Annotated in this window: 10 protein-coding genes; 3 read left to right on the top strand and 7 right to left on the bottom strand. The window is 55.9% G+C overall.

Features of this window, described 5'->3' with window-relative positions; translation table 11 throughout:
- Positions 1–67: 67 nt before the first annotated feature.
- The 3 genes from QZ383_RS02200 to QZ383_RS02190 all read left to right on the top strand — a co-directional run bounded on the left by QZ383_RS02200 (position 68) and on the right by QZ383_RS02190 (position 4,767).
- The gene (locus QZ383_RS02200; RefSeq protein WP_291442635.1) at positions 68–2,119 is read left to right on the top strand and encodes a flagellar hook-length control protein FliK; all 2,052 of its coding nucleotides are present in this window, start codon (positions 68–70) and stop codon (positions 2,117–2,119) included.
- A gap of 24 nt (positions 2,120–2,143) precedes the next feature.
- Positions 2,144–2,887: a flagellar hook assembly protein FlgD gene (locus QZ383_RS02195; protein ID WP_291442633.1), complete on the top strand. Its 744-nt coding sequence runs from the start codon at positions 2,144–2,146 to the stop codon at positions 2,885–2,887.
- A gap of 83 nt (positions 2,888–2,970) precedes the next feature.
- Positions 2,971–4,767, top strand: a complete 1,797-nt coding sequence (locus QZ383_RS02190) for a flagellar hook-basal body complex protein (RefSeq protein WP_291442631.1) — start codon at positions 2,971–2,973, stop codon at positions 4,765–4,767.
- A gap of 199 nt (positions 4,768–4,966) precedes the next feature.
- Here QZ383_RS02190 and QZ383_RS02185 read toward each other — a convergent pair whose 3' ends face one another.
- The 7 genes from QZ383_RS02185 to QZ383_RS02155 all read right to left on the bottom strand — a co-directional run bounded on the left by QZ383_RS02185 (position 4,967) and on the right by QZ383_RS02155 (position 20,375).
- The gene (locus QZ383_RS02185) at positions 4,967–5,992 is read right to left on the bottom strand and encodes a hypothetical protein (protein ID WP_291442629.1); all 1,026 of its coding nucleotides are present in this window, start codon (positions 5,990–5,992) and stop codon (positions 4,967–4,969) included.
- A gap of 13 nt (positions 5,993–6,005) precedes the next feature.
- Positions 6,006–8,126 (bottom strand): HD domain-containing phosphohydrolase, encoded by a 2,121-nt coding sequence (locus tag QZ383_RS02180; protein ID WP_291442627.1) that lies wholly within the window; start codon positions 8,124–8,126, stop codon positions 6,006–6,008.
- A gap of 105 nt (positions 8,127–8,231) precedes the next feature.
- Positions 8,232–9,374, bottom strand: a complete 1,143-nt coding sequence (locus tag QZ383_RS02175; protein ID WP_291442625.1) for a transglutaminase-like cysteine peptidase — start codon at positions 9,372–9,374, stop codon at positions 8,232–8,234.
- A 150-nt stretch (positions 9,375–9,524) separates the two neighbouring features.
- A complete protein-coding gene (locus QZ383_RS02170) occupies positions 9,525–10,676 on the bottom strand; it encodes a (Fe-S)-binding protein (RefSeq protein WP_291442624.1) in 1,152 nt (383 codons plus the stop codon).
- Position 10,677: 1 nt separating this feature from the next.
- A complete protein-coding gene (locus tag QZ383_RS02165; RefSeq protein ID WP_291442622.1) occupies positions 10,678–12,057 on the bottom strand; it encodes an FAD-binding oxidoreductase in 1,380 nt (459 codons plus the stop codon).
- Positions 12,058–12,366: 309 nt separating this feature from the next.
- Positions 12,367–14,472 (bottom strand): methyl-accepting chemotaxis protein, encoded by a 2,106-nt coding sequence (locus tag QZ383_RS02160; protein ID WP_291442621.1) that lies wholly within the window; start codon positions 14,470–14,472, stop codon positions 12,367–12,369.
- Positions 14,473–15,713: 1,241 nt separating this feature from the next.
- Positions 15,714–20,375 (bottom strand): transporter substrate-binding domain-containing protein, encoded by a 4,662-nt coding sequence (locus QZ383_RS02155; protein ID WP_291442619.1) that lies wholly within the window; start codon positions 20,373–20,375, stop codon positions 15,714–15,716.
- Between the last annotated feature and the right edge of the window lie 974 nt (positions 20,376–21,349).

Below are 21,349 nucleotides of genomic sequence, written 5' to 3'. Positions count from 1 at the left end.
CATTGAATTAATTAGACCAACAGTTTTGGAACACTCCTTGTATAGCTTAGAGCGCAAGGAGTGAACCATGCAGATTATTCCCACAAGCGTAAGCACTAACCAAACGCTTTGGAACGCCGCCACAAACAACCGCCCCAATGACGAGCGGACGTCTTCCTTTATGGACGCCCTCAACTCCAGTCTGAAGGCCGTTGACGAGGCTGACGCATCTGCCGAAGTTTTTGAGGGCAAGTCAGAATCCAAGCCCAGTACTCCTTTTGTGCCTACAGCCAGAGCTGCCGCGCAGGTGCAAAGCCCGTATTCGCGCAACACCAGCAACGGCGTCACCTACACGCTGAACGAAGTCTGCTTTACCAAGCAGGAAGTGCAGGACATGCACAGCAAGCTCATCAAGGCTGGCGCTGCGCCAGAAAGCCTTGCCAAGCTTGCGGCCCTGGCAGAAATGCCTGACGGCGCAACCCTCGCGCAGATAACTGCCAGCGTTAAGGGCGGCGGCGACATCCCTGTTCTTACTGATGAGGACAAGGCCAACATCACCTCGCTGCTTAAAAAAATTGATCCCTCTGGCGTTCTGGATACCAATGTTCAGGCCATGATGTTGCAGGGCAACACGCAGCAGGCATTCAACACCATATCGGCCTTTGTGAGCAAGCTTGACCCGGCTGGCACCCTTGAAGTGAGCCAGGGCGAGGCCATTTCGCTCGGGCGTGGCCTTGGGCTTGGCACTGCCAACCTGCAAACCCTGGCCAACAGCTTTGGCAACAACGCCTCCATCACCTGCCTGAATGAGCAGTTCAGCACCTTCATGGCTCCGGTGACAGATTTTTTCACCACGCAGGCCGCAGCGCAAAAAACACTTGATACTGCCCTCAAAACCACGTTGCAGCCCATCATCAGCAAGGCGCGGGCGCGTACGGAAAAAGAGAAGCAGGCCAGTTCGCTGCGCGACCGCACGGTGCAACAGAGCAAGACTCTCATTGACAAAACCGTTCAGAAAAAAAGCAGCAATATTCTTGGTGAAACCCTTGAAGCAGGCCAGAAGGCCGAGCCAGGCGATATCAAGATCGCTGCGCAGAGCGAAGCCATAGGCAAGGATGCGACCGCCACAAAGCATGAGGGCGATCATACCGCATCCGAAAACAAGGCCACAGTGACCCAGCGCATGCCAGCAGAAAGAACTGCCGACAGCACAGCCGCGCAGCGGTCAAACACACAGGCGCAGCAGCAGGCTGGCACACAGGCGCAGCAGCAGGCTGGCACACAGGCGCAGCAGCAGGCTGGCACGCAGGCAGCCTCTCGCACAAGCTCGCAGGCAGAGCCCCAGACAGGCGCACAGACGAATATCCAATCGCCCCAAAATACCGCCAATCAGATTCACGCGCAGTCTGCCACGCAGCAGACCGCCGCTCTGGACGACAAGGGGCAGAAGAATGCCGACAGCAATTCCGGGAACGAATCTGACAAGGATCAAAAGGGTAAGTCTGCGTGGGGAGATCTGCTGAGCAAGGTAGACACGCAATCCGCTACGGTTACAGGGCACGGCTCCACTCCCGCCTACGCGGCAGCGCAGGCCATGCAAGCTGCCCATGCGGTACAGAACACCTCTGACGTACAGGATCTCTCAGCCGCTGCCCCCATCGGGCGGCAGGTGGCGCAGCAGGTTGAACAGGGCATGCTTTCAACCGTCAAGGGCGGCGGCACCCGGCTTGACCTGCAACTCAATCCGCAGGAGCTGGGGGCCATCACGGTTTCCCTTTCTGTACGCAATGGCGAAGTCAGCGCGGTGATCCGCTCTGAAAAGTCGGAAACCAACGACATGATCAGCCGTCAGGTGGATGCAATCCGCATGAATCTTGAGCAGCAAGGCCTCAAGGTAGACAAGCTCGAAGTGCGGCAGGAAACGCAGCAGGAGCAGAACAACGCATCCTGGCAGGATTTCAACCAGCACAACTCCCGGCAGGAAGAAGATGCCCGCAGGGAAGAACTTTCCCGGCTGAAAAATCTTGCAACAGTGCGAAATTCCAGCTTAAATATGAATATTTCAACTTTGGAACAGCCTGTGCATTCTCTTGGCAACACGGCAAGATATACCACCAGCAACCTCAACGTGGTTGCCTGAACCGGGCCGTGAGGAGAATGAAGTATGGCCAGCAGCGTAGCATCCGCTATCACCCAGGCGAACAACGAGTTCAATGCCGTTGTCGGCAAGCAGAATGGTGGCGCTAACCTTGATAAAAACGCCTTTATGCTGCTTCTGGTGACGCAGTTCAAGTATCAGGATCCGCTGAACCCTATGGACGACAAGGAATTTGTCTCCCAGATGGCGCAGTTCTCCAGCCTTGAACAACTCATCAACCTGAATACCAGCATGGGTTCGCTGACTACTGCCACCAACAACCAGCAGATGATCAACGCCACGTCGTACATCGGCAAGGAAGTGACCGTCTCTGGCAACAGTATAGGCAAGGTTACGGACGCAACCGCAAATACGACATCCATAACCAAGTTTCGTTACGCGCCCAGCGATGCCGTTGCCAGCGGCACCATCACGGTGCGGGATGCCGAAAACAACGTCATCTACACGGAAACTCTGGCGCCCAAGGCAGCCGGAACCACCTACGAGTTCAACTGGAGCGGCAAGAACGGCGCCGGAACAGTTGCCCCGGATGGCGTGTACACGGTCAACTTGTCCCTGCTCAACGCCAGCGGCGAGGCTGTGCTTGCCGACCAGGTGGTGGACGCCAGGGTTACGGGCGTGGTCAACGACAATGGCACAGTGTATCTGGGGCTTGATGGCGGTCAGTTGATGGAGCTTTCAAAAGTGCGGCAGGTCACACAGCCGACCGCCAGCACGAGCACGTCCGGTTCGGGCACGACAACGGGTTAACAGTACAGATGTAACAAAGGGCAGGCAGTCCCCACTGCACTACCCGAAAAAAATATCCCCTATCCCAAGACACGGAGGAAGATATGAGTCTCTCATCAAGCATGTGGGCAGGCGTTTCCGGCCTTATGGCGCACGGAAACAAAATGAACGTCGTCGGCAACAATATCGCCAACGTCAGCACCCTGGCTTACAAGGGCCAGCGCGCGGACTTCAGCGACTATCTTTACACCGATGGCGGCAGCGTCAGCGGCACCACCCAGATTGGCCAGGGCGTCAGCACCTACGCGGTGCTCGGCGACTACTCGCAGGGTTCTCTTGAATCCACCAACTCAGGATCAGACCTTGCCATTTCTGGCAACGGGTACTTCAAAGTTCGCCAGCCAGACAGTGAGCAGGCGTACTACACCCGCGCCGGCGATTTCTATTTCAATAACAATCGCGAGTTGCAAAATCCTCAGGGTATGATTCTGCAGGGATGGAAAGTAGACAATAACAGTTCTTCTGTTATTTTCAACTCTGGCTCTACAACGACCAGCAGTTCGGCCTCAACAACCCCATACAAGGGCACTGGTTCACCCACGGATATTGTGCTTGACAACTGGAATCTTCCGCCCAAGCTCACGCAGAGCGTTTCGTTCACCATGCAGTTGTCGAACGATGTCGGCACTGACAAAACGACCAGTACCACCAGCCCCATGACAGCGCTGTTCGACCAGTGGGACGGCTCCAAGGCGACGCCGCTGGCCGACACTGCATATGCAGCCAGTTCCCCCATTACCGTCTATGACGAGGGTGGTACAAAGCACCAGCTCACGGTCTACTACGACAAGGTTGACACCAGCAACAGCTCGTACAAAATTGATAACCTGCCTTCCGGCTACACAGTGTACGAATACATTGTGACGATTCCTCCGTCAGAAGACAACCGGACATATGGCGGCACCACGCCGGTGACGTACGATTCTTCTGGCAATCCGATTCTTCCGGCAGACAGCAAGACATTTCAGGGCACCCAAAAGGCTGGCATGCTTATGACCGGGCAGTTGATCTTCAACGTCAGTGGGCAGCTGGTTAACCAGACTGCCTATACGTATGGCGCACAGGATACCGCTACCGCTGATATGCAGTGCGCCCTTGATCCTACGCTTTCCACGTCATGGCAACCGACCAAGATTTCCAACAATGGCCTGCCTGTGTTCAACGCCAACTTCTCAGGCGCGGCCCTCAGCAACAGCGTATCCGAGGTTTCATCCTACGGCGGCAGCAATCACAGCCTCTCTGAGAAAAGTATCATTGAGATGGATCTGGGCCTGAGGGATACAAGTGCCACACCGTGGAACAATTCCACCAAGACGTTGGATGATTTAAAAGTTGTCCCCCCGGTTGCGCCTGCCACCCAGGGCACTATTGACTACAATACCGCTGCGTGCACCATGTCTTCAACCACGCGCAGAACCGGTGCCTCCGTCGTGACAAGCGGCAGTTCACTTGTGCAGTCATCAAAAGCTGATGGGTATGCATCAGGCGTACTTAACAACTTCAACATTGACGCTAACGGCATACTTTACGGCAAATATGATAACAATCAGACCTTGGCTCTGTATCAGATTTCTCTGTATGATTTTGACAACCTGCAAGGTTTGTACAGGGAAGGAAACAATCTTTATTCTGAAACAAAAGAATCTGGATTTGCCAGGCAGGGCGTTGCAGGCGATAATGGCTTTGGCAGCACAAAGGCCTACAATATTGAACAGTCCAACGTGGACATGTCGCGCGAGTTTGTGCAGATGATTGCAACACAGCGTGGCTTCCAGGCCAACTCCAAGACCATCACCACGGTGGACACCATGCTGGAAACCGTTATCGGCATGAAGCGGTAAAACAGAGATTGCAGTAGAAAGAGGGCCGGGGGGCCGCAAGACCCTCCCAGCGTTGGGGATAGCGCTGCAAACCTTTCTTTCCCGTGTCGGGCGTCGGCCATTTGGTCGACGCCTTTTCACGTTGCAAACAAGCCTGCCGTGCGAGCATGAAAGTAAAGCCAGGAAAGGAGAGAAAAGGGATTCCACAAATGCGGAAAAACTATCGGCCTCTGTCGCTCACACCGAGCGGCTTGTTGCCGATGGTGCCGCGCAGCCAGTCGCAGTACTCGGGGAAGGTGGTCAACAATATCTTGAGGGCATTTTCTTCCGCCAGAGCATACAGCCGGGCCGTTACCTTACCCGTGCCTACCCAATGCCTGAGGTGGCGGGAAAGATCGGCATGCCGGGCAGTCATGCCGCGCGCATGCACCCCACGGAACCACTCCACGCCAATATCAAGGCAAACCGGCCCGCACTGCCTGTATGCCCCAGGCGACAATACCGGGCCGTGCGGCACACACAGGGATCGCGTTTTTTCCAGATCAAGCAGGCAGGCCCATTCATTGACGCGGCATTCCGGCAGGGGCCAGGGCTGGACATCAAAAATGCCTGCAAAGCCACGATCATACGGCCTTGCAAAAATACCCCTCTGGTGCGCCAGCGCATAAAGCTGCTGCAACTGGCTGTAATCAGGCCGAAAATCCAAGTACCACTCTGGCCCGCACGGTTCGCAGCCCATAACCTCATGCGTCAACTCAGCCACATGGGCCGGGCAGTTCCAGCATTGGCCAAGATGGCCCACAGCCACGGCATCGCCCATGAGGCCGCCCAGATAGCCAAGCACATCCTTGAGCACAACTATATCATTGTGCATGAGAAACAGCCTGCGGCTCGTGCTGTGCTCAAAGGCGTACTGGTAGCGAATGCCGTAGCGGTAGGCATCATCGGCAAAGCGCGCCGGGTCCGCGGCATTAAGATCAAGCCAGTAGTCGGGCTGAAAAACCCGGCACCTCTCCCCTATCTGGCTGCCCAGATACTGCACCAGCGCATAGGGGCTGACTATGTCATACTGCGAGCCATACGGTTCAAACTGCAACCAGACATTGCCCACATTATTGCCGCTGTGCTTGAGCAACGACAGAACAGAGAGCGCTGTCTGATACGGCTTGGCGAAAATATTCATCGCCACGTCGATCTTTTCAGAGCCGCCCGGTTGCACCGTCGGCTGTTGCACTGCGCCCGTCATGCCGCACTGCTCTCTATTCGGAGGCGACAGGTTCTACGGCAGGAGCAGATTTTTTGCTGGCCGCATCGGCTGTGGCAATGGCCTGCTGCAAATCTGAAGCGGCAACATTGGCCAGAGCGCTGACGATCTGGCTGTCAAAACCCTTGTCCTTCATGAGCAGGGCCACGGCTTCTCCGGGCTGCATGCCCGCGCGGTAGGAACGGGGGCTGACCATGGCGCAGAATGCGTTGACCACGGCCAGAATGCGCGCATTGTGATTGATGGCCTCCCCGGCCAGATGCTGGGGCAGGCCCGTGCCATCCATGCGTTCGCCCATCTGGAAGACAGCGTCCGGCACCGGCAGGTTGAACTGCATGTCGCGCAGGATGCCATAGGCATATTCCGGCGCGCGCATAACCTCCGCCTGTTCCTCGGGGGTAAGCTTGCCCTTCTTGGTGAGCAGCTCACGCGGCACAAATATCTTGCCAACCTGCGAAAGGCGGGCCGCGAGCCGCAGGGTTTCCCTGTCCTTGTCGGGCAGGCTCATGGCGCCGGAGAGCAGGTCTGCCACATGCTCCATCTTCATGGAGTGTCCGATGAGGTTCACATCCACACTTTCAATGGCCCGCACAAGGGCGGCAATACTGTTGGCCTGACGTTCACGCGCGGCCTCCGCACGGCGACGGAATTCCGTAATATCCTGAAAAATGCCCACGCAGCCGCCCTTGCCTTCTTCCCCTGAGTTGTCATGATCTTCAAAGGGAAACAGGGTCACGCGGAAAAGGCGCACATCCCCGGGTTGGGGAACAGAAATCTCGATGCTGCCTTCCTTGCCGCTGGCGCTCACCTGGGCCATGCCCTCCATGAGCCGAAGGGCGGCATCTTCTGGCAGGGCCTGGCCCACGGGGGTTCCCTTGAGGGAATCCTCGTCCTTGCCGGCCATCTGGCAGAAGGCCGGGTTGCACATCTGCAAGCGACCATTTTTGTCCATGAGCATTAGTCCGGCCTGCAATGAGGCGTTGACGCTGTCGAGCATGATCTTCTGCTGGCGGATAAGCGTGTACAGATGCTTGAAATGCTGGGCAGTGGCCCTGTGTGAGCGGCTCACCAGCGAAGCCCAGATAAAGGCCAGCAAAAGCGCCGTGCCAAGGCTGCCAAGGATGCCCAGGCCGTATATCTGCTTTGCCTGGCTTTCCACCAGCGCATCAACCATATCTGCCGGAGCTTCAATGGTCACAAGCCAGCCCAGACTGTTCATGTAGCTGCCGAGGGAATAGGCCTCGCCGCCGCCCACAAGCCCCTGCCGAAGCTTGAAACCAAGGCCGTCAGCCAGAGCTACGTGCTGCACCGGCTCAAGCACAGGCTTGGCATCACGCAGCAGCACGGCCTCTGTGCCGCTGCCACCGGCCTGCAAAATGCGCGGCAGCAATCCGCCGTACTGATCCTGCCGCTGGGCAAGAAATGCCGTCAGCACCCTGTCCACAGGAAGCGTAGCAAAAAGCACGGCAACGGGGACGCTCTCGCCCCGGCCCAACACCTCGTACATGGGATCGGCCAGATCAATGACCATTGAGTCGCCAAGAACGCGCACAGGGCCAAAAACAACAGTTTTCCTGTCCACGGCGCTGGTCACAAGGCCAACCTGGGCCTCGCCAAGGGGTGCATCCCCTTTGCTCACCACAAAAGGGTTGCCCTTGGGCGAAACAATCCGGGCAGAAACCCAGTTTTTGCCGCGCGCAAAGTCCCGCAGCAGATCCTGCATATAGCCCATCTGCTCGGCAAGATTACGCAGCGATTCATCGCCGTTTTCCATGGCATCAGGGGCGGAAAGGCGCGCCTCGCCATCGGAGCCAAGGTTGCGCACATCCACGGCGAACAGGCGGAACATCTCCGCGCTGCTTACCAGCCGCGCCTGCTCAACAACAGTTGCATGCCACGCGCGGATGGATTCCAGCGACTTATCCACCCACGACTGCTGCATTTCACGCTGGTTATTCAGAATATCCTGCGTAACGTTCTTGAGCTGCAAGGTGCAGAGGCCATAGGCAACAGCCGCCGCCACAGCAAAAAGCGACAGGCTGACAGCAGCCACGGCGGCTTTTTTCAGACGATAGCGACCAGCAACGGACTGCTCATTAAGTTCCTGCGTTTTCATAGGCTTATCCTATAGTACATTGCGCATTAACGTACCGTTTGCGGTGAAAACCCGCCCCAGCAAGGGGTTGGGCTGCGCGTTGCATGCCGCATGCCTGCGGCGGCTTTAGTCTATCTTGCGGCCCTTCATATGGGCCCATCGACCGAATTCATTGACAGAATACTGCGGGCTGTACTGCCGCACCTTGGTGTGCGAAAGCACTGAATTACTGAGATTATCCAGAATAAAGGCATCGTCGTTCAGGTATACGACCAGTACAGCATGGGCAAAATTTCTGATTGTGTCGCGCACAACCACAACACGCATGCTTTCGGGCGGAATGCCCAATTCCTTAAGAGTAAAATACTTGATAATGGAATAGTCTTCGCAGTCGCCAGACTTTTTCAGAAACTCCGCCGGAATTTCCCAATAGTCTTCCTGCCGCCAGTTGACGATGTCTTCCACATAGGGCCACGTATTCCAGAAAGAGTTTACGTAGCGCAGCAGCTCCATCTTGTTGTTCACCGGGGCTTTTGCCTTGAACGTATCCCAGGTAACGCCCTTTTTGAACACCTTGCCGGGTATGAATATGGGATCCATCTGGTTGCGCTTGAGCAGGTCAAGCCAGCCCGGCAGAGTGGATAAGGGACGTTTGAACTCCACAGTGCCGAAAAGCTGTATCTTGGAATCATGAGCAGGCGTTGCGTGCTGTGCTGTGGATTGCGCCGCGCCTTTTGCGGCATCCGGTACCGCGGCCTTGGCAGGGCCATTGGCTACGGCGGAAGAATTTGATTTTCCAGTTTGTTGCGATGATTCAGGGGATGGAGGCTGATCTGCGTTATCAGCGTCCGTCAGAGGTTGAACGCTGGAATCAGCGCCTGCCTGCTGGACTGCCTGGGGGCCAGATTGCTGGCCCGATTGCAGCCCCGACTGCTGCACCGGTTGCAGCACTGGCTGCTGCGCTGATTGCTGATCAGCAGGGGGCAAAGCAGCGTTTGCCCCAGTATTGTCGTTCTGTTCTGCCCCCGTGCTCGCCTGATCAGGTGCAGCAGGAGGAAGCGCTGCATTATTTTCCACAGCGGCGGAAGACACGGCTGGCGGCTCGGAAACCTCGGCATTGCCAATGGCTGCGCGTGGTTGCAGGTTGAGCGAACCAGCAAGGGCGGGGTTCCAGCCATTTACCCAGAACAGCAGACACGCCAAAAGGGCCGCCATGCCCACAGAAAGGGCCGCGACCAGAGCAAATTTGGAATATCGAAGTTTGGGCATAGGCTCACCGATTACAGGTGTGCATGTTGCGGCATACTATACTGCCGCCTATGAGGCGTCCAGTGGTCCGTGGGGTTTCGGCTTATTTTTCGCATGGCTATACCCCAGCGCTACATGGTGCCGCAAAAATCAGTATGGGGCCGAGTATGCCTAAATGTGAGAATCTGCCAGTGCTGCCACATCAAGCCAGTGGCGCACCTGCACATCCTTGCCCGCCGCAGCGGAAAGCTGCATGACGCAGCCGCTGCACCCGGTGACAATGTGTCGGACCTCAGGAGCAGAGCCTTCCAGGCATCTGCGTGCCATGTCCGCTGAAAGATCGGGGTTGGACATTTTCAGTATGCCGCCCATGCCGCAGCACAAGCCAGTACCCTTTTTCAAACCCGCCAGCCCCGCCGTGAGCAGGGGCAAATCAGGATCAGCAGTACCCCAGTGGCAGGGCTGGTGATAGCCCACCACTGCCGGGGCCTTGCCTGTGGCGCTGATCTGCGGTTCCACAAACAGGGAGGAAAGCCCAACGCACTTCTGCTTCCACTCCTTGCCTTCCTCCGCCGACAAAACGGCGGTGTAGCTATCAAGGCTGTGCTTGCACGAAGCGCAAAAGCTCGCCATTACAGGCCTGCCAGCCTTGCGCCAAAGCTCAAGATTGCGCTCGCGCACTTCTGCCAGAGCCCCCAACTGCCCGGCATGGTGTAACGTGCCGCCGCAACAGGCAAAATCCGCGATGTCCACAAGGTCGTATCCCCAGCCTGCCAGCAGTTGCCGGGCAGTGGATATCCAGCGGGGACGCGCATTTTTAGCCGTGCAGCCGCTGAACAGGGCCACTCTCACGCCGCTGATCTTCCGGGTAGGCCGCAGGGTCATCCACGGTTCGCAAGGCTCCAGATCAACCAACGCGCGGGCGGTTTCCACAGAAGACCGCAACACGCCGGGAATAACGGAATCTGGGGCAAGCATGGCGATTTTCCCCGCCATGGGCCACAGTGGGCCTGCACGACGAATCCACATATCCCAGAGAGTTTGCGTCCAGTGAGGATTACGTGCCCGCGCCTCAGCCAGCAGATCGCTGGTGGAAAGTTTGCGCGCGCAGGCCTGCTGGCACCGCTCGCACCCGGCGCAGAGGCGCGCCAGTTCGCGGATATCCTCCCAGGGCAGGGACGAATCCGGGCTGCCGCCGAACTCGGGATCAATCTGCTCCAGAAGCAGGCGCTTGCCCTTGGGCGCGTATTCCTCGCGCTTGTAGAGCGCGTACACAGGGCAGACATTCAGGCATTCGCCGCATTGCGTACAGCCGCGTTTCATTTCAGTACCCCTTGCCGGGATTGAGAATGCCGTTGGGATCAAAGACACGGCGCAGGCGCAGCATGAGGGCATGTTCTTTTTCCCCGAGCTGCTTGCCAACTTCTTTCAGACATCCGCCGCCGTGCTCGCCCGAAAGGCTGCCGCCACATTCAAGGGCTGCCGCATCCAGTTCGTGGTGGGTTTTCAATGTGCGGCGGGCATCGTCAGTGTCAGACGCATCATAATGCAGATTGGCGTGGATGTTGCCATCGCCCGCATGCCCAAAAGCGATAAGGCGCTTGCCGTTGCTGGCGGCAATTTCTTCAAATTTACGCACGGCCTTGAGAATGGAGCCGCGTGGCACAGCCATGTCGCCGCCGATGCGGTCTGGGCCGAGCACATAGGAGGCCGCTGAAACCCTGCGTCTGTAGGCCCACAGCTTGTCTTCCTCTTGCTTGCCCACGCCTTCCATGCGCCACAGGGCGTCATCAAGCTGTTTGGCGAGGCGGATGTTCTCCAGCGGCACAGTCTCCTTGCTGCCGTCCACCTGAAACAGCAGCAAAGATTTAACGCTGTCCGGCCACGGCACATCGCCGGTTCTGGCAAGGATTTCCAGCACGGTTTCATTCATGAATTCCACCGCGCAGGGCAGGATGCCTGCGGCAAAAACCTTGCTCATGGAGGCCAGGGCCGCATCCAGCGAAGGATAGCCCACAAGCACAGATGCCGAAGCCTCGGGCTGGGGCAAAAGCTTGAGAATAAGCTTGGTCACAATGCCAAGGGTGCCCTCGCTGCCCACAAAGAGCCGTCCGAGGTCAAGGCCTATGACATCCTTGTGGGAGCGGCCCCCGAACTTCACCAGTTCGCCGCCGGGCAACACGGCCTCCAGGCCAAGCACGTAATCGCGGGTAACGCCGTATTTGACGGCGCGCAGGCCCCCAGCGCAGGTGATGACATTGCCTCCAACGCTGGTTGCCTTGCCGCTGGCCGGATCCGGCGGGTAAAACATGCCCAGCTTTTCGCATTCGGCCTGAAGCAGAGCCGTATTAACGCCCGGCTCCACTATGGCAACAAAGTCTTCTTTATTGATCTCGATTATTTTATCCATGCCAAGCATGGAAACAACAATGCCGGGAACCGTGGGCACGCATCCGCCGGAAAGGCTGGTGCCGCGCCCGCGCGGGTGCACGGCCACATGCTCCGCATCTGCCCAGTGCATAAATTCGCACAGTTGCCCGGCGCTCTCGGGCCGAACCATGGCAAGCACCGTACCCGTGAGCAGGCTGGCATCCGATGCGTAAACGCGCAGCACCTTGGGGTCAAAGGACACGCCGTCCTTGAACATATCCACAAGAAACTTCTTGTGCTCAGGGGTGAGCGAGGTCAGAAATTCCCCTGTCATGGCATACTCCAGTGCGGTTATTGCAGTGCAGCAACATTCATTCGGCGGGCCGCCGAATGGGATATACAAAAAACCTGCTCTGCATGCTCACTGCCTGCCGCACAGGGCGCAATCTGCCATGCAGCGCCTTTGCGACGGCGTAAATGGGCAGCAGAAAAGCCTCTGATTACAGGCTATTGACGGCAAATTCGCTGACGCTGACCAGTGCGACAACATAGCGCAGGACGAAAATGAAGTCACTCCCGCACGAAAAACGGCAACCGCAGAACGGTTGCCGTTGTCCTTTTCTGGCTATTGAATCCTGCCAGCCTATGCCGACTGGTCTTTCAGCTCCTTGATAAGACCGGAAAGCGACAGAGCCAACTCTTCCAGCCGCCGGGTGGCCTGGAGCGAGGCCTCAGCGCGCTCGTCCGTCTGCCCGGCGATGGCGTTGATTTCGTCAATGGACTTGTTGATTTCTTCAGATGTCGCGGCCTGCTGCTCTGCCGCAGTGGCGATGGACTGAATCTGCCCTGCCGACTGGTTTGTGCTGGTAACAATGTCGCCCAGCGCCGCGCCGGACTCGCCAGCCAGTGATGAGGCATGGTCAAGACCCTGCACGGCTTCTTCCACAGACTGCACGTTGATTCCTGCCACCCGCTGGATGGAGAGGATGGAGTCGCTCACTTCCTTGGTGGCGTGCATGGTCTTTTCCGCCAGCTTGCGCACTTCATCGGCCACAACGGCAAAGCCTCTGCCCGCCTCGCCCGCGCGGGCGGCCTCAATGGCCGCATTCAGGGCCAGCAGGTTTGTCTGATCAGCTATGTCTTCAATGGTGGTCATGATTGCGCCGATGCCGTGGGCCTGTTTATCCAGATCACCCATGGCTTCGCGCAGTTCAAGGGCCTTCTGCTCCGAGGCGCGCATGGCCTCAAGCGACCGCCCTACAACCTCGGCGCCCTGATTGGCCTTGTCCCTCGCATCCGTGCCCTGGGCGGCGGCATGTGAGGCGTTTTTGGCAACCTCAAGCACGGTGGAGTTCATTTCTTCCATAGCCGTGGCGGTTTCGTGGATGCGTTGCCGCTGCACGAGCGTGGCCTCGCGGATGTCTTCTGAACTGCTCGAAAGGGTGCTCACTTCCTGGTGGAGCATCTGCACCATATGTTCGAGCTGGCGCGCTGCTTCAAGCATGCCTTCGGCCTTGGCGCGCTCGGCGTGCAGGCGGGCGGCCTCGGCCTCTTGCGTGGCGACGTTTGCTGCTGCGGCCTGTTGCTGCGCCTCAACAGTTTTGGCCTCAATCTCGGAAATATTGGATTTAAGGGTGGCGCTCATGGAATTGAGGGACTCAAAAATCACGCCTATTTCGTCAACGCGGCGGTTAGCGAGGCTGCCGTACACGCCAGCGGAAATATCCTTGAGGAAAACGCCCACGGTTTTCAATGGCGTAATAATGAGCCGCCCGGCCAGCACCCAGATGCCTATGCAAATGCCAATCAGGCTTGCCAGCATACCGGTGGCGAAGTGCCACAAGGCGGCGTTGACAGGCTCCATGAGTTCGCTTTTCTCAATGAGGCCGATAAACTTCCACTTTAGTTCCGGTGAGTTGTATACCACCGCTTCAAACTGTTTGCCGCTGATGGCGGCCTCGCCCGTGGCCGCACCGGACTTGAACAAGGCGGTCAGGGCATCGTTGCCAATGCCGTCTATTTTCTGAAAATTGTGCTGCGGGTTTTTGGGGTCGGATATAACCACGCCGTCATCCTGTACCAGAATAACAAAGCCCGTGCGGCCAATATGCACGTTTTTAATGAGGTCTGTGAGGGTGCCCAGAGTAATATCTATGGCCGCAACACCTGTAACTTTGCCGCTGCTATCGCGCACGGCGCGGCAGGCGCTGACCATTGGCTGTCCATCGGTGCTCTTGTAGGCGCTGGTGATGTAGCTCTTGGCAGGATCAGAGACTGCCATGCCCCACCAGGGGCGTTTGCGCGGATCATAGCCAGCTGGCTGGGTTTTGCCGCTCACGGGGCTGTTGAGCACAAATGCGCCTTCCATATTGCCCGCATAAACATTGGAATATGAGGGGTGTGACTCCCGGTACAGACGGAACACGGCATCCAGCGCCTTGCCAGCAGTATCGCCCGCATCGGGGCTGGACGGTGTGGGTTCCGTCGCGGTTACGTGACTTGTGGTCATCTGCGGTAATTGCGCCATAAGGGGATCAACAGCCAGCATGCCAACGTTGAGCTTGTATTCATCAAACATGGCTGTGACAACATTGCTGACCTGCCGCAGTTCGCCAATGGCGGACTTGGCGAAGCTTTCTTCTGAAAGCGTTGCAATGCCACGCGACGTAAGGGCAAATAGTATGCCCATTGGTATGATGATGATTGCCGCAATGCCAAGCATCAGCTTGAGCGATATGGATCTGTTCATAACAAGCCCTTTTGCAAGTGTAGAATTCTGCTTACAGTATCCACCAGGTACGTTGCTATTGTTGCAGCTATCATACAACTCTGGGACACTTTTGTTCATATAAAATTTTTGTCTGCAAGATCAGCCCCTTCAATAGAGAATATTGAGGGGGCAAATGCAGAGATGCCGTTTCTGTACTAATCGGAAGACGGCGGGAAAGTATTATGGTGACGGGGATAAAAATCAGGGAATCGAAGGCGATTAATATCAGCACAATATTTATAACAAACCTGAAAAATAAGTTTATATTTTACACAATACATCTTTAAAACAAAACAATAAATAAATCAGAACAGCAGGTTCCAGTTGCTGCGATATGTCAGGGTTGTGCTCATGATAATATAAATCCACATAAGTCGCTCCCGCACGGGGAGCGACGGGCCACCATTGCGTTGATGGTCATGCCGTCACCGCTTCAATCCTCGTTCCCGCATGCGACACTGACGATTCCTTGCCACGTAAATATCACTGAAACTTATCAAGATATTTACCGAAATCATGAAGTAGCCCCGCTATAATAAGACTTTTTTAAGTCTATCCGTGCAAGCCCACTTGGCTACCTTTTTTCAACGTCCCGTAGATGATCCTTGAGTTCTTGAGAGTTACCAAATGCGTTTTCAGAATGCGCTAAAAAAAATTCTGACATGATCAACTCACTTTGTGACCAATTTCAATCTGACTTTTGGGATAGCTCAAAAGCTTTGTGGACGGACGATCAACATCGTTTGCAATACTTATTAACTGCATAGCGCAAACAACTGCTGCGAACTATATAAATTTTTTTGATATTTACACTGTGAACTAAATATGTTTGCAAGTAAAAACACCACTTCTTAAAATCTGTATGGATAAAAGTTTACGCTTCCTACGTAAGTGGAAGTGTACACACAGAACGCTATCTGTCTGCCACGGGGGAGGTAATCCGACAACGAAAAAAGCTCCTACGATTTCTCGTAAGAGCTTGCTTTCTTGATTGGTGTCCCCAAGGGGATTTGAACCCCTGCCGACTGCGTGAAAGAGCAGCCTCAAAAATTGTGAATTCACGGAAGAGCACATGTACTTAAAACCTGGAGTTTGTAGGTTCAAATCCTGCCCCCGCAACCAGTTCCTACATAATTCAATCACCGTCCCAGTCTAATTACTGAGTAACGGCGGCTATGTTTGATTGAAATAATAATAATTATTTCTAATTTCCTGTCACGTCACATAACTCCGCACCGAACCAGGGCTTGAAACTCATCAAGGGGCATTGGCCGCCCGAAAAGGAACCCTTGAAAGGCTTTGCAGCCCAAACTGGTGAGGAAACCCTTCTGAGCTTCGGTTTCCACGCCCTCGGCGATGACCGACAGCCCCATGGCCTGTCCCAGAGCGACAATGGTTCGGGCGATGGCCGCGTCATTGGCGTCCGTCAGCAGATCCTTGACGAACGATCTATCGATCTTCACCTGGTCCAAGGGCAGACGTTTCAGGTAGGACAGCGACGAGTAGCCGGTCCCGAAATCGTCCAGCGAGAACGTCACGCCACGGGACCGCAGAGCCAACATTTTGGCGATGACGTCTTCGACGTTGTCCACCAGCATGCTTTCCGTGAGCTCAAGCTTGAGGTGCTGAGGGTCGGCCCCAGTTCGCTCCAGCGTCGTAACCGTCTGATCGATGAAGTTCGGCTGCCGGAACTGGAGGGCGCTGACATTGACCGCGAGCGTGAGATGGGCCATGTCCGGCTGGTCACGCCAAGCCGCAATCTGACGGCAGGCGGTTTGCAGCACCCACTGCCCCAAAGGCAGGATCAACCCGGTTTCCTCGGCCAGGGGAATGAAGTCTCCCGGCACCACCACGCCCCGCTCCGGATGGTTCCAACGTATCAGCGCCTCGGCACCGACAAGGCTGCCATGATCCCATTGCGGTTGGTAATGAAGAGAGAATTGTTCTCTTTCGATGGCCAGATGCAAATCATTTTCCGTCTCCACACGGGAATCGAGGGTGTTTTGGAGGTCAGGCGAAAAAAAGCGTATCGCATTGCGTCCTGCAGCCTTAGCCTGATACATCGCGATATCGGCCTGCATCAGAAGCTTGTCCGTATTCTCATGCTGCCCCCCGAACATGGCGATGCCGATGCTGGTCGTGCTTCGGTATTCTCTGTCGGCAAGCTGATAAGGGTGATTGATGGCGGCAAGGATCTTCTCGCCGACTCCCTCGGCCTGTTTCGCCGCCCCTTCAATAGATTCACTCAACTGTTCGATGAGCACAATGAACTCGTCTCCGCCCAGTCGGGCCACGGTATCGACCTCGCGCACACTGGCGACAAGACGCACGGCTACTTCTTGCAAAAGGAGGTCGCCGATGGCATGGCCACTGCTGTCGTTCAGGGTCTTGAAGTTATCGAGATCAACGAACAACAAGGCGCATTTGCACCTATCCCTGGTGGAAAGGGCGATAGCTTGCTGCAGGCGGTCCATCAGAAGTCGTCGGTTGGGCAGATGCGTTAACGGGTCGTAAAATGCGAGGGTCTTGATCTCCTCCTCGGCCATCTTGATGTTGGTAATATCCCGTGTGACGGTAAGAATGCAGCGTTCACCATCGAGTTCGATGACCGACGCAGACATCAAACCCCAAAGTAGTTCCCCATTCTTTTTCCTGAATTTGGTCTCTACGTTCTGGCAGATTGAATTCTGCTTCAATCGTTCGACCAAATACACGCGACTTTCGGGATCGCCCCAGATATCGATGTCGAAGGACGTACGTCCCCGGACGTCATCTTGGTCAAAGCCCGTCATGTCGATAAATCCGTCGTTGATCTCGACATAAGCCCCATCGCCCAGACGGTTGATGGCGATGGCGTTCGGGCTGGTCTTGAAAACGAGACGATAGCGCGCTTCGCTGGCGCGCAGCGCCTCCGCCGAATGCTGTCGCGCGGCCTCGCGGGCGAAATTGCCCAGTGCGAAACTGATATCCATCGCCATTTCGATCAAAAGCTTGCGAGCCTCCTCATCGAAGGCATCAACCGTGTCGGCGTAGATGACAAGGCACCCGACCGCGGAACCTGCGCGGCGCAACGGGAGAGAGGCCAGCCCGTGAATGCCGGCATTCGCCGCGCGTTCATGCCAAGATTGCGAGGTGGGACCGATCTCTAAATCATGGGCGAAATCTTGATACCATATTGCTTGATCATCGCGGATTGAGGTGGTGGCAGGTGCCCTCGAAAGCGGGTTCCCCGCATCCATTGGAATCAAGAGATCATCCAGATACCCCGTATCGTCGCCATACGAGGCGACCGGTTCGACCAGCGAGCCCTCCTCGTTGACAAAGCCGATCCAGGCCATTTTCGCAAAGCCGTAATCGACCGCGCAGCGACAGATCTTCGGTAACAGTTCGGCTTCACTGGCGCAGTGTACGATCGCCTGATTGCACTGGCTCAACGCCGCGTAGAGATTGGCTAGGCGCCGCGATCTGGCCTCGGCCGCCTTGCGCTGGCTGATGTCATGGACGATGGACGAGAGGATGGGCCTGCCGTCGAATTCCACGGGCGTGGAATAGACCTCGACATCGCGGACCTCGTCGGAAGCGAGCCGGTGACGGAAGTTGAAATAGTAGCGTTCCTCGCGAAGCGCCCGCTGGTATTCGAGCGCGACCTCGTCGGCGGGTAGTATATTGATCTGATTGATGTTCATTCCCGTCAAGCGTTCCGGCGCATAGCCGTAATAGGCCGACGCGGCGCGATTCGCGGCGATGATCTCCCCGTTCGACGGATCGACCAGCAGCATGACCGAGCCATTATCCTCGAAGAACCTTCGGAATCGGGCTTCACTTTCGGCCAGCGCCTGCTCGGTTCTCTTGCGCTCGGTGATGTCGAATTGCGTGCCGATGTAATTGGTGACGTCTCCCTTTTCGTCCCTGACCACCGAGACGGTAAGCCAGGCGACATAAAGATCGCCATTCTTGCGACGGTTCCAGATTTCTCCCTGCCAAGTGCCGGCATGGTCTATGGCGTCCCACATGGCCCGGTAAAACGCCGCATCGTGACGCCCGGATGAAAACAAGCGAGGTGTTCGGCCGATCACTTCTTCTGCTCGATAGCCGGTGATCTCCAGGAATGCCTGATTGGCGCGCAGGATCACTTTATCCGGGTCTGTCGCAATCATGCCTTCCTGGGAGTTGAAGGCAGCGGCGGCAATGGCCAGTTCGGCATTCTGCGCGGCAATCCGGGCGTGAAGCGTGGCTAGCCGTCGATTCCAGATCAGAACGCCCGCGAACAAAACTGCGACGGCAAGTCCGATTTTCCACATCAGGGCATAATCGAAGCCTTGCTCGTAGCGGACGGCGAGCCATCTATTGAGGATCTCCTGGCGTTGATCCTGTGGTAGGGCATTGATCGCGGCCTGGAAAATGCTGCCCAACAGCGGCTCGTCGTTGCGTGTCGCCACCGACATCTCGAATTTTTCGTCCAGTTGTCCGGCCACTTTGAGATCGAGAAGCGCGTGAGATTGGATCTGGTAGGCGACGATGGGCAACGCGCTGACAAAGCCGAACAACTTCCCCATTCTTACTTGTTGCAACCCATCGAGACTGTTATCGAATTCTGTTATGCGGGCCGTCGGATACTGCGCCTTGAAGGCCGCGACATAGGTCGTTTCCCTGATGCCGCCAAAGGATTCATTTAAAAATGGTTTTAAAGAGACGATGAAGGGTTGATCGTTCCGGGTCACGACGGCAATGGGCATGGAAAGATAAGGGGTGGTAAAATCCAGGAACTCTTTCCGCTGTTCGGTCATCCCGGCATAGGAAAGGATATCGCATCGCCGGGACTTGACGAATTCGATCGATTCGTTCCACGTCTTGGTCGGGACCAGGGTTATCTCCGTGCCGATGAGGTCCGCCAATTTCGAGATGATATCGGCGGCGATTCCTTGATGGACGCCATCGCTGGTAATCTGGGCAAAGGGCGGGGTCGACGGCGCGGAACACATCCTGACCGGCCCCTTGCGGCGAAGGTAGGCCCGTTGTTCCTCGGTCAGGTCGATGCGTTTGACCTCGGGTGTCGCTTCGCTGACGGCACCGGAGCCGAACCACTTGGTTTGTAATTCCTGCAACTCGCCGGGTGTCACCGAGGCCAGCGCCTTGTCGAGTATGGAGACCAACTGCGGAGCGGTCTTATGCGCCATGAAGTAAAAAGATTGAGGCCTTCCCTTGTCGAATCCCTTGGCCCAGGCGGAAATCTTCAGGTCCGTAAATCCTCGTCTCCGCAGCCAGTACTCGGCAACTCCATCCCCTTGAACTGCGGCATCGGCCTCTCCGTTCGACACGGCCTCCAGCATCTGCTCGACGCTGTCGCGGAAAAGACGTTTGATGCCGGGGTACTGTGTCGCCAAAAATTCCGAGTCCGCCCACGTCTTACCGGTGGCGACGGTCTTGCCGTTCAACTGCTGGAAATCGGAAATGTTCGCGTCATCCTTGCGCGTGACGAATACCTGCTTCATGCGAAAGTAGGGCTCGGAGAAGATGCCGAGTTCTTTTCGTTGCGGTGTGCGATAAAGCGAATGCAACAGGTCCAGCTCGTCCTGCTTGAACAGTTGTAGAAGCTCTTCCCGGGTCGGCCGAGTGACGTATTCCACTTTGAAACCGATGCGCTGGGCAAGCAGGCTGGTCAGATCGATGCTGTAGCCCTGCGGCCGGTCCCCGACGGCAAAATCGAAAGGTGGCAAGTTGGTTTGATTCCCCACGCGGATAACGGGATGCTCTTGTAGCCAAGCCCTTTCATCATCCGTCAGCCCAAGACTCTGAGCCTGATCGACAGCTACGGCCAGTGCGCTGGCCGCCAGAAATGTCGCAGCGGTCAGTACCATAAACAGCCATTTGATACTGTTCATGAGATACTCCTGGCTTTGTACGGCGATCATTCCATAGCAACCGCCTCTTTTCTCTGCACCTGCAAGCTTCAATCCGCAGTCGGTAGACAAAGTATGGGTAGATACATTTATGCCACAAGCAAAAATATTTGTGAACAAATACACCTTCTCAAATCCGGCAGAAACTACCGAATATATCGGGATATTTTAACTATTCCTTTCCTAAAATATTTTCCTGCACGCAACGTTATCTCGGATTCCGAGTGGCAATCCCCTTCAAAGCGAAAAATGAGACAATCATGGGCGGTTGCAGTCTGCTTCATGGAACTGCATTTTTATCTTGGCAGAGGACACGGGGTGACAACTGTCCCCCCACCCGATAGGACGCAGTGCGGAACTGGGCATGCTGTGGATTGCCGTGGAGGAATACGACGAACATAATATCCAGGTTGTCATGTATGCCGCCATATATCTGCTGGGACATCCTTTAAATGAATATCCCCCGGCATAGTGGTATGCCCCCCATCAGGTAGACAAAGCAAAAAAGCTCCTACGATTTCTCGTAAGAGCTTGTTTTCTGAATTGGCGTCCCCAAGGGGATTTGAACCCCTGTCGACGGCGTGAAAGGACAGCCTCTAAAATTGTGAATTCAATAAATTAGCAATGTTAGAGTGCATCCAGATACATCAAAAGACATCGGCATACACCCCGAACTAACCCCTTTTTAACCCTCCTACGAAAGAGCATATGCACTCGTAGGTTCAAATCCTGACTACGCAATCAGGCTTAATAAGGCACTCAGGCTAAAACCTGAGTGCCTTATTCTTTGTCTAATTTTTGATTTGTACCACCAGTGTGCCACTCAAAAATATTTTACTGCGTGAAAGTTGTGAATCTGGCATAGTGAGGCCAGAGGTTTACAGCATGAAAAAGCACATCCTTTCTCTTGCCCTGTTCGACAACCACGAGCAATTATTGCATCCCGCCGGGGGTAG

The sequence above is a fragment of the Desulfovibrio sp. genome (assembly GCF_019422935.1).
Taxonomy (GTDB): domain Bacteria; phylum Desulfobacterota; class Desulfovibrionia; order Desulfovibrionales; family Desulfovibrionaceae; genus Desulfovibrio.
This window is presented reverse-complemented; position numbering and strand designations above follow the sequence as displayed.

Excerpts from the sequence above, each read along its gene's own strand:
- QZ383_RS02185 (WP_291442629.1), bottom strand. The coding sequence starts at position 5,992 with ATGACGGGCGCAGTGCAACAGCCGACGGTGCAACCGGGCGGCTCTGAA.
- QZ383_RS02180 (WP_291442627.1), bottom strand. The coding sequence starts at position 8,126 with ATGAAAACGCAGGAACTTAATGAGCAGTCCGTTGCTGGTCGCTATCGT.
- QZ383_RS02170 (WP_291442624.1), bottom strand. The coding sequence starts at position 10,676 with ATGAAACGCGGCTGTACGCAATGCGGCGAATGCCTGAATGTCTGCCCT.
- QZ383_RS02200 (WP_291442635.1), top strand. The coding sequence starts at position 68 with ATGCAGATTATTCCCACAAGCGTAAGCACTAACCAAACGCTTTGGAAC.
- QZ383_RS02165 (WP_291442622.1), bottom strand. The coding sequence starts at position 12,057 with ATGACAGGGGAATTTCTGACCTCGCTCACCCCTGAGCACAAGAAGTTT.
- QZ383_RS02155 (WP_291442619.1), bottom strand. The coding sequence starts at position 20,375 with ATGAACAGTATCAAATGGCTGTTTATGGTACTGACCGCTGCGACATTT.
- QZ383_RS02190 (WP_291442631.1), top strand. The coding sequence starts at position 2,971 with ATGAGTCTCTCATCAAGCATGTGGGCAGGCGTTTCCGGCCTTATGGCG.
- QZ383_RS02175 (WP_291442625.1), bottom strand. The coding sequence starts at position 9,374 with ATGCCCAAACTTCGATATTCCAAATTTGCTCTGGTCGCGGCCCTTTCT.
- QZ383_RS02160 (WP_291442621.1), bottom strand. The coding sequence starts at position 14,472 with ATGAACAGATCCATATCGCTCAAGCTGATGCTTGGCATTGCGGCAATC.
- QZ383_RS02195 (WP_291442633.1), top strand. The coding sequence starts at position 2,144 with ATGGCCAGCAGCGTAGCATCCGCTATCACCCAGGCGAACAACGAGTTC.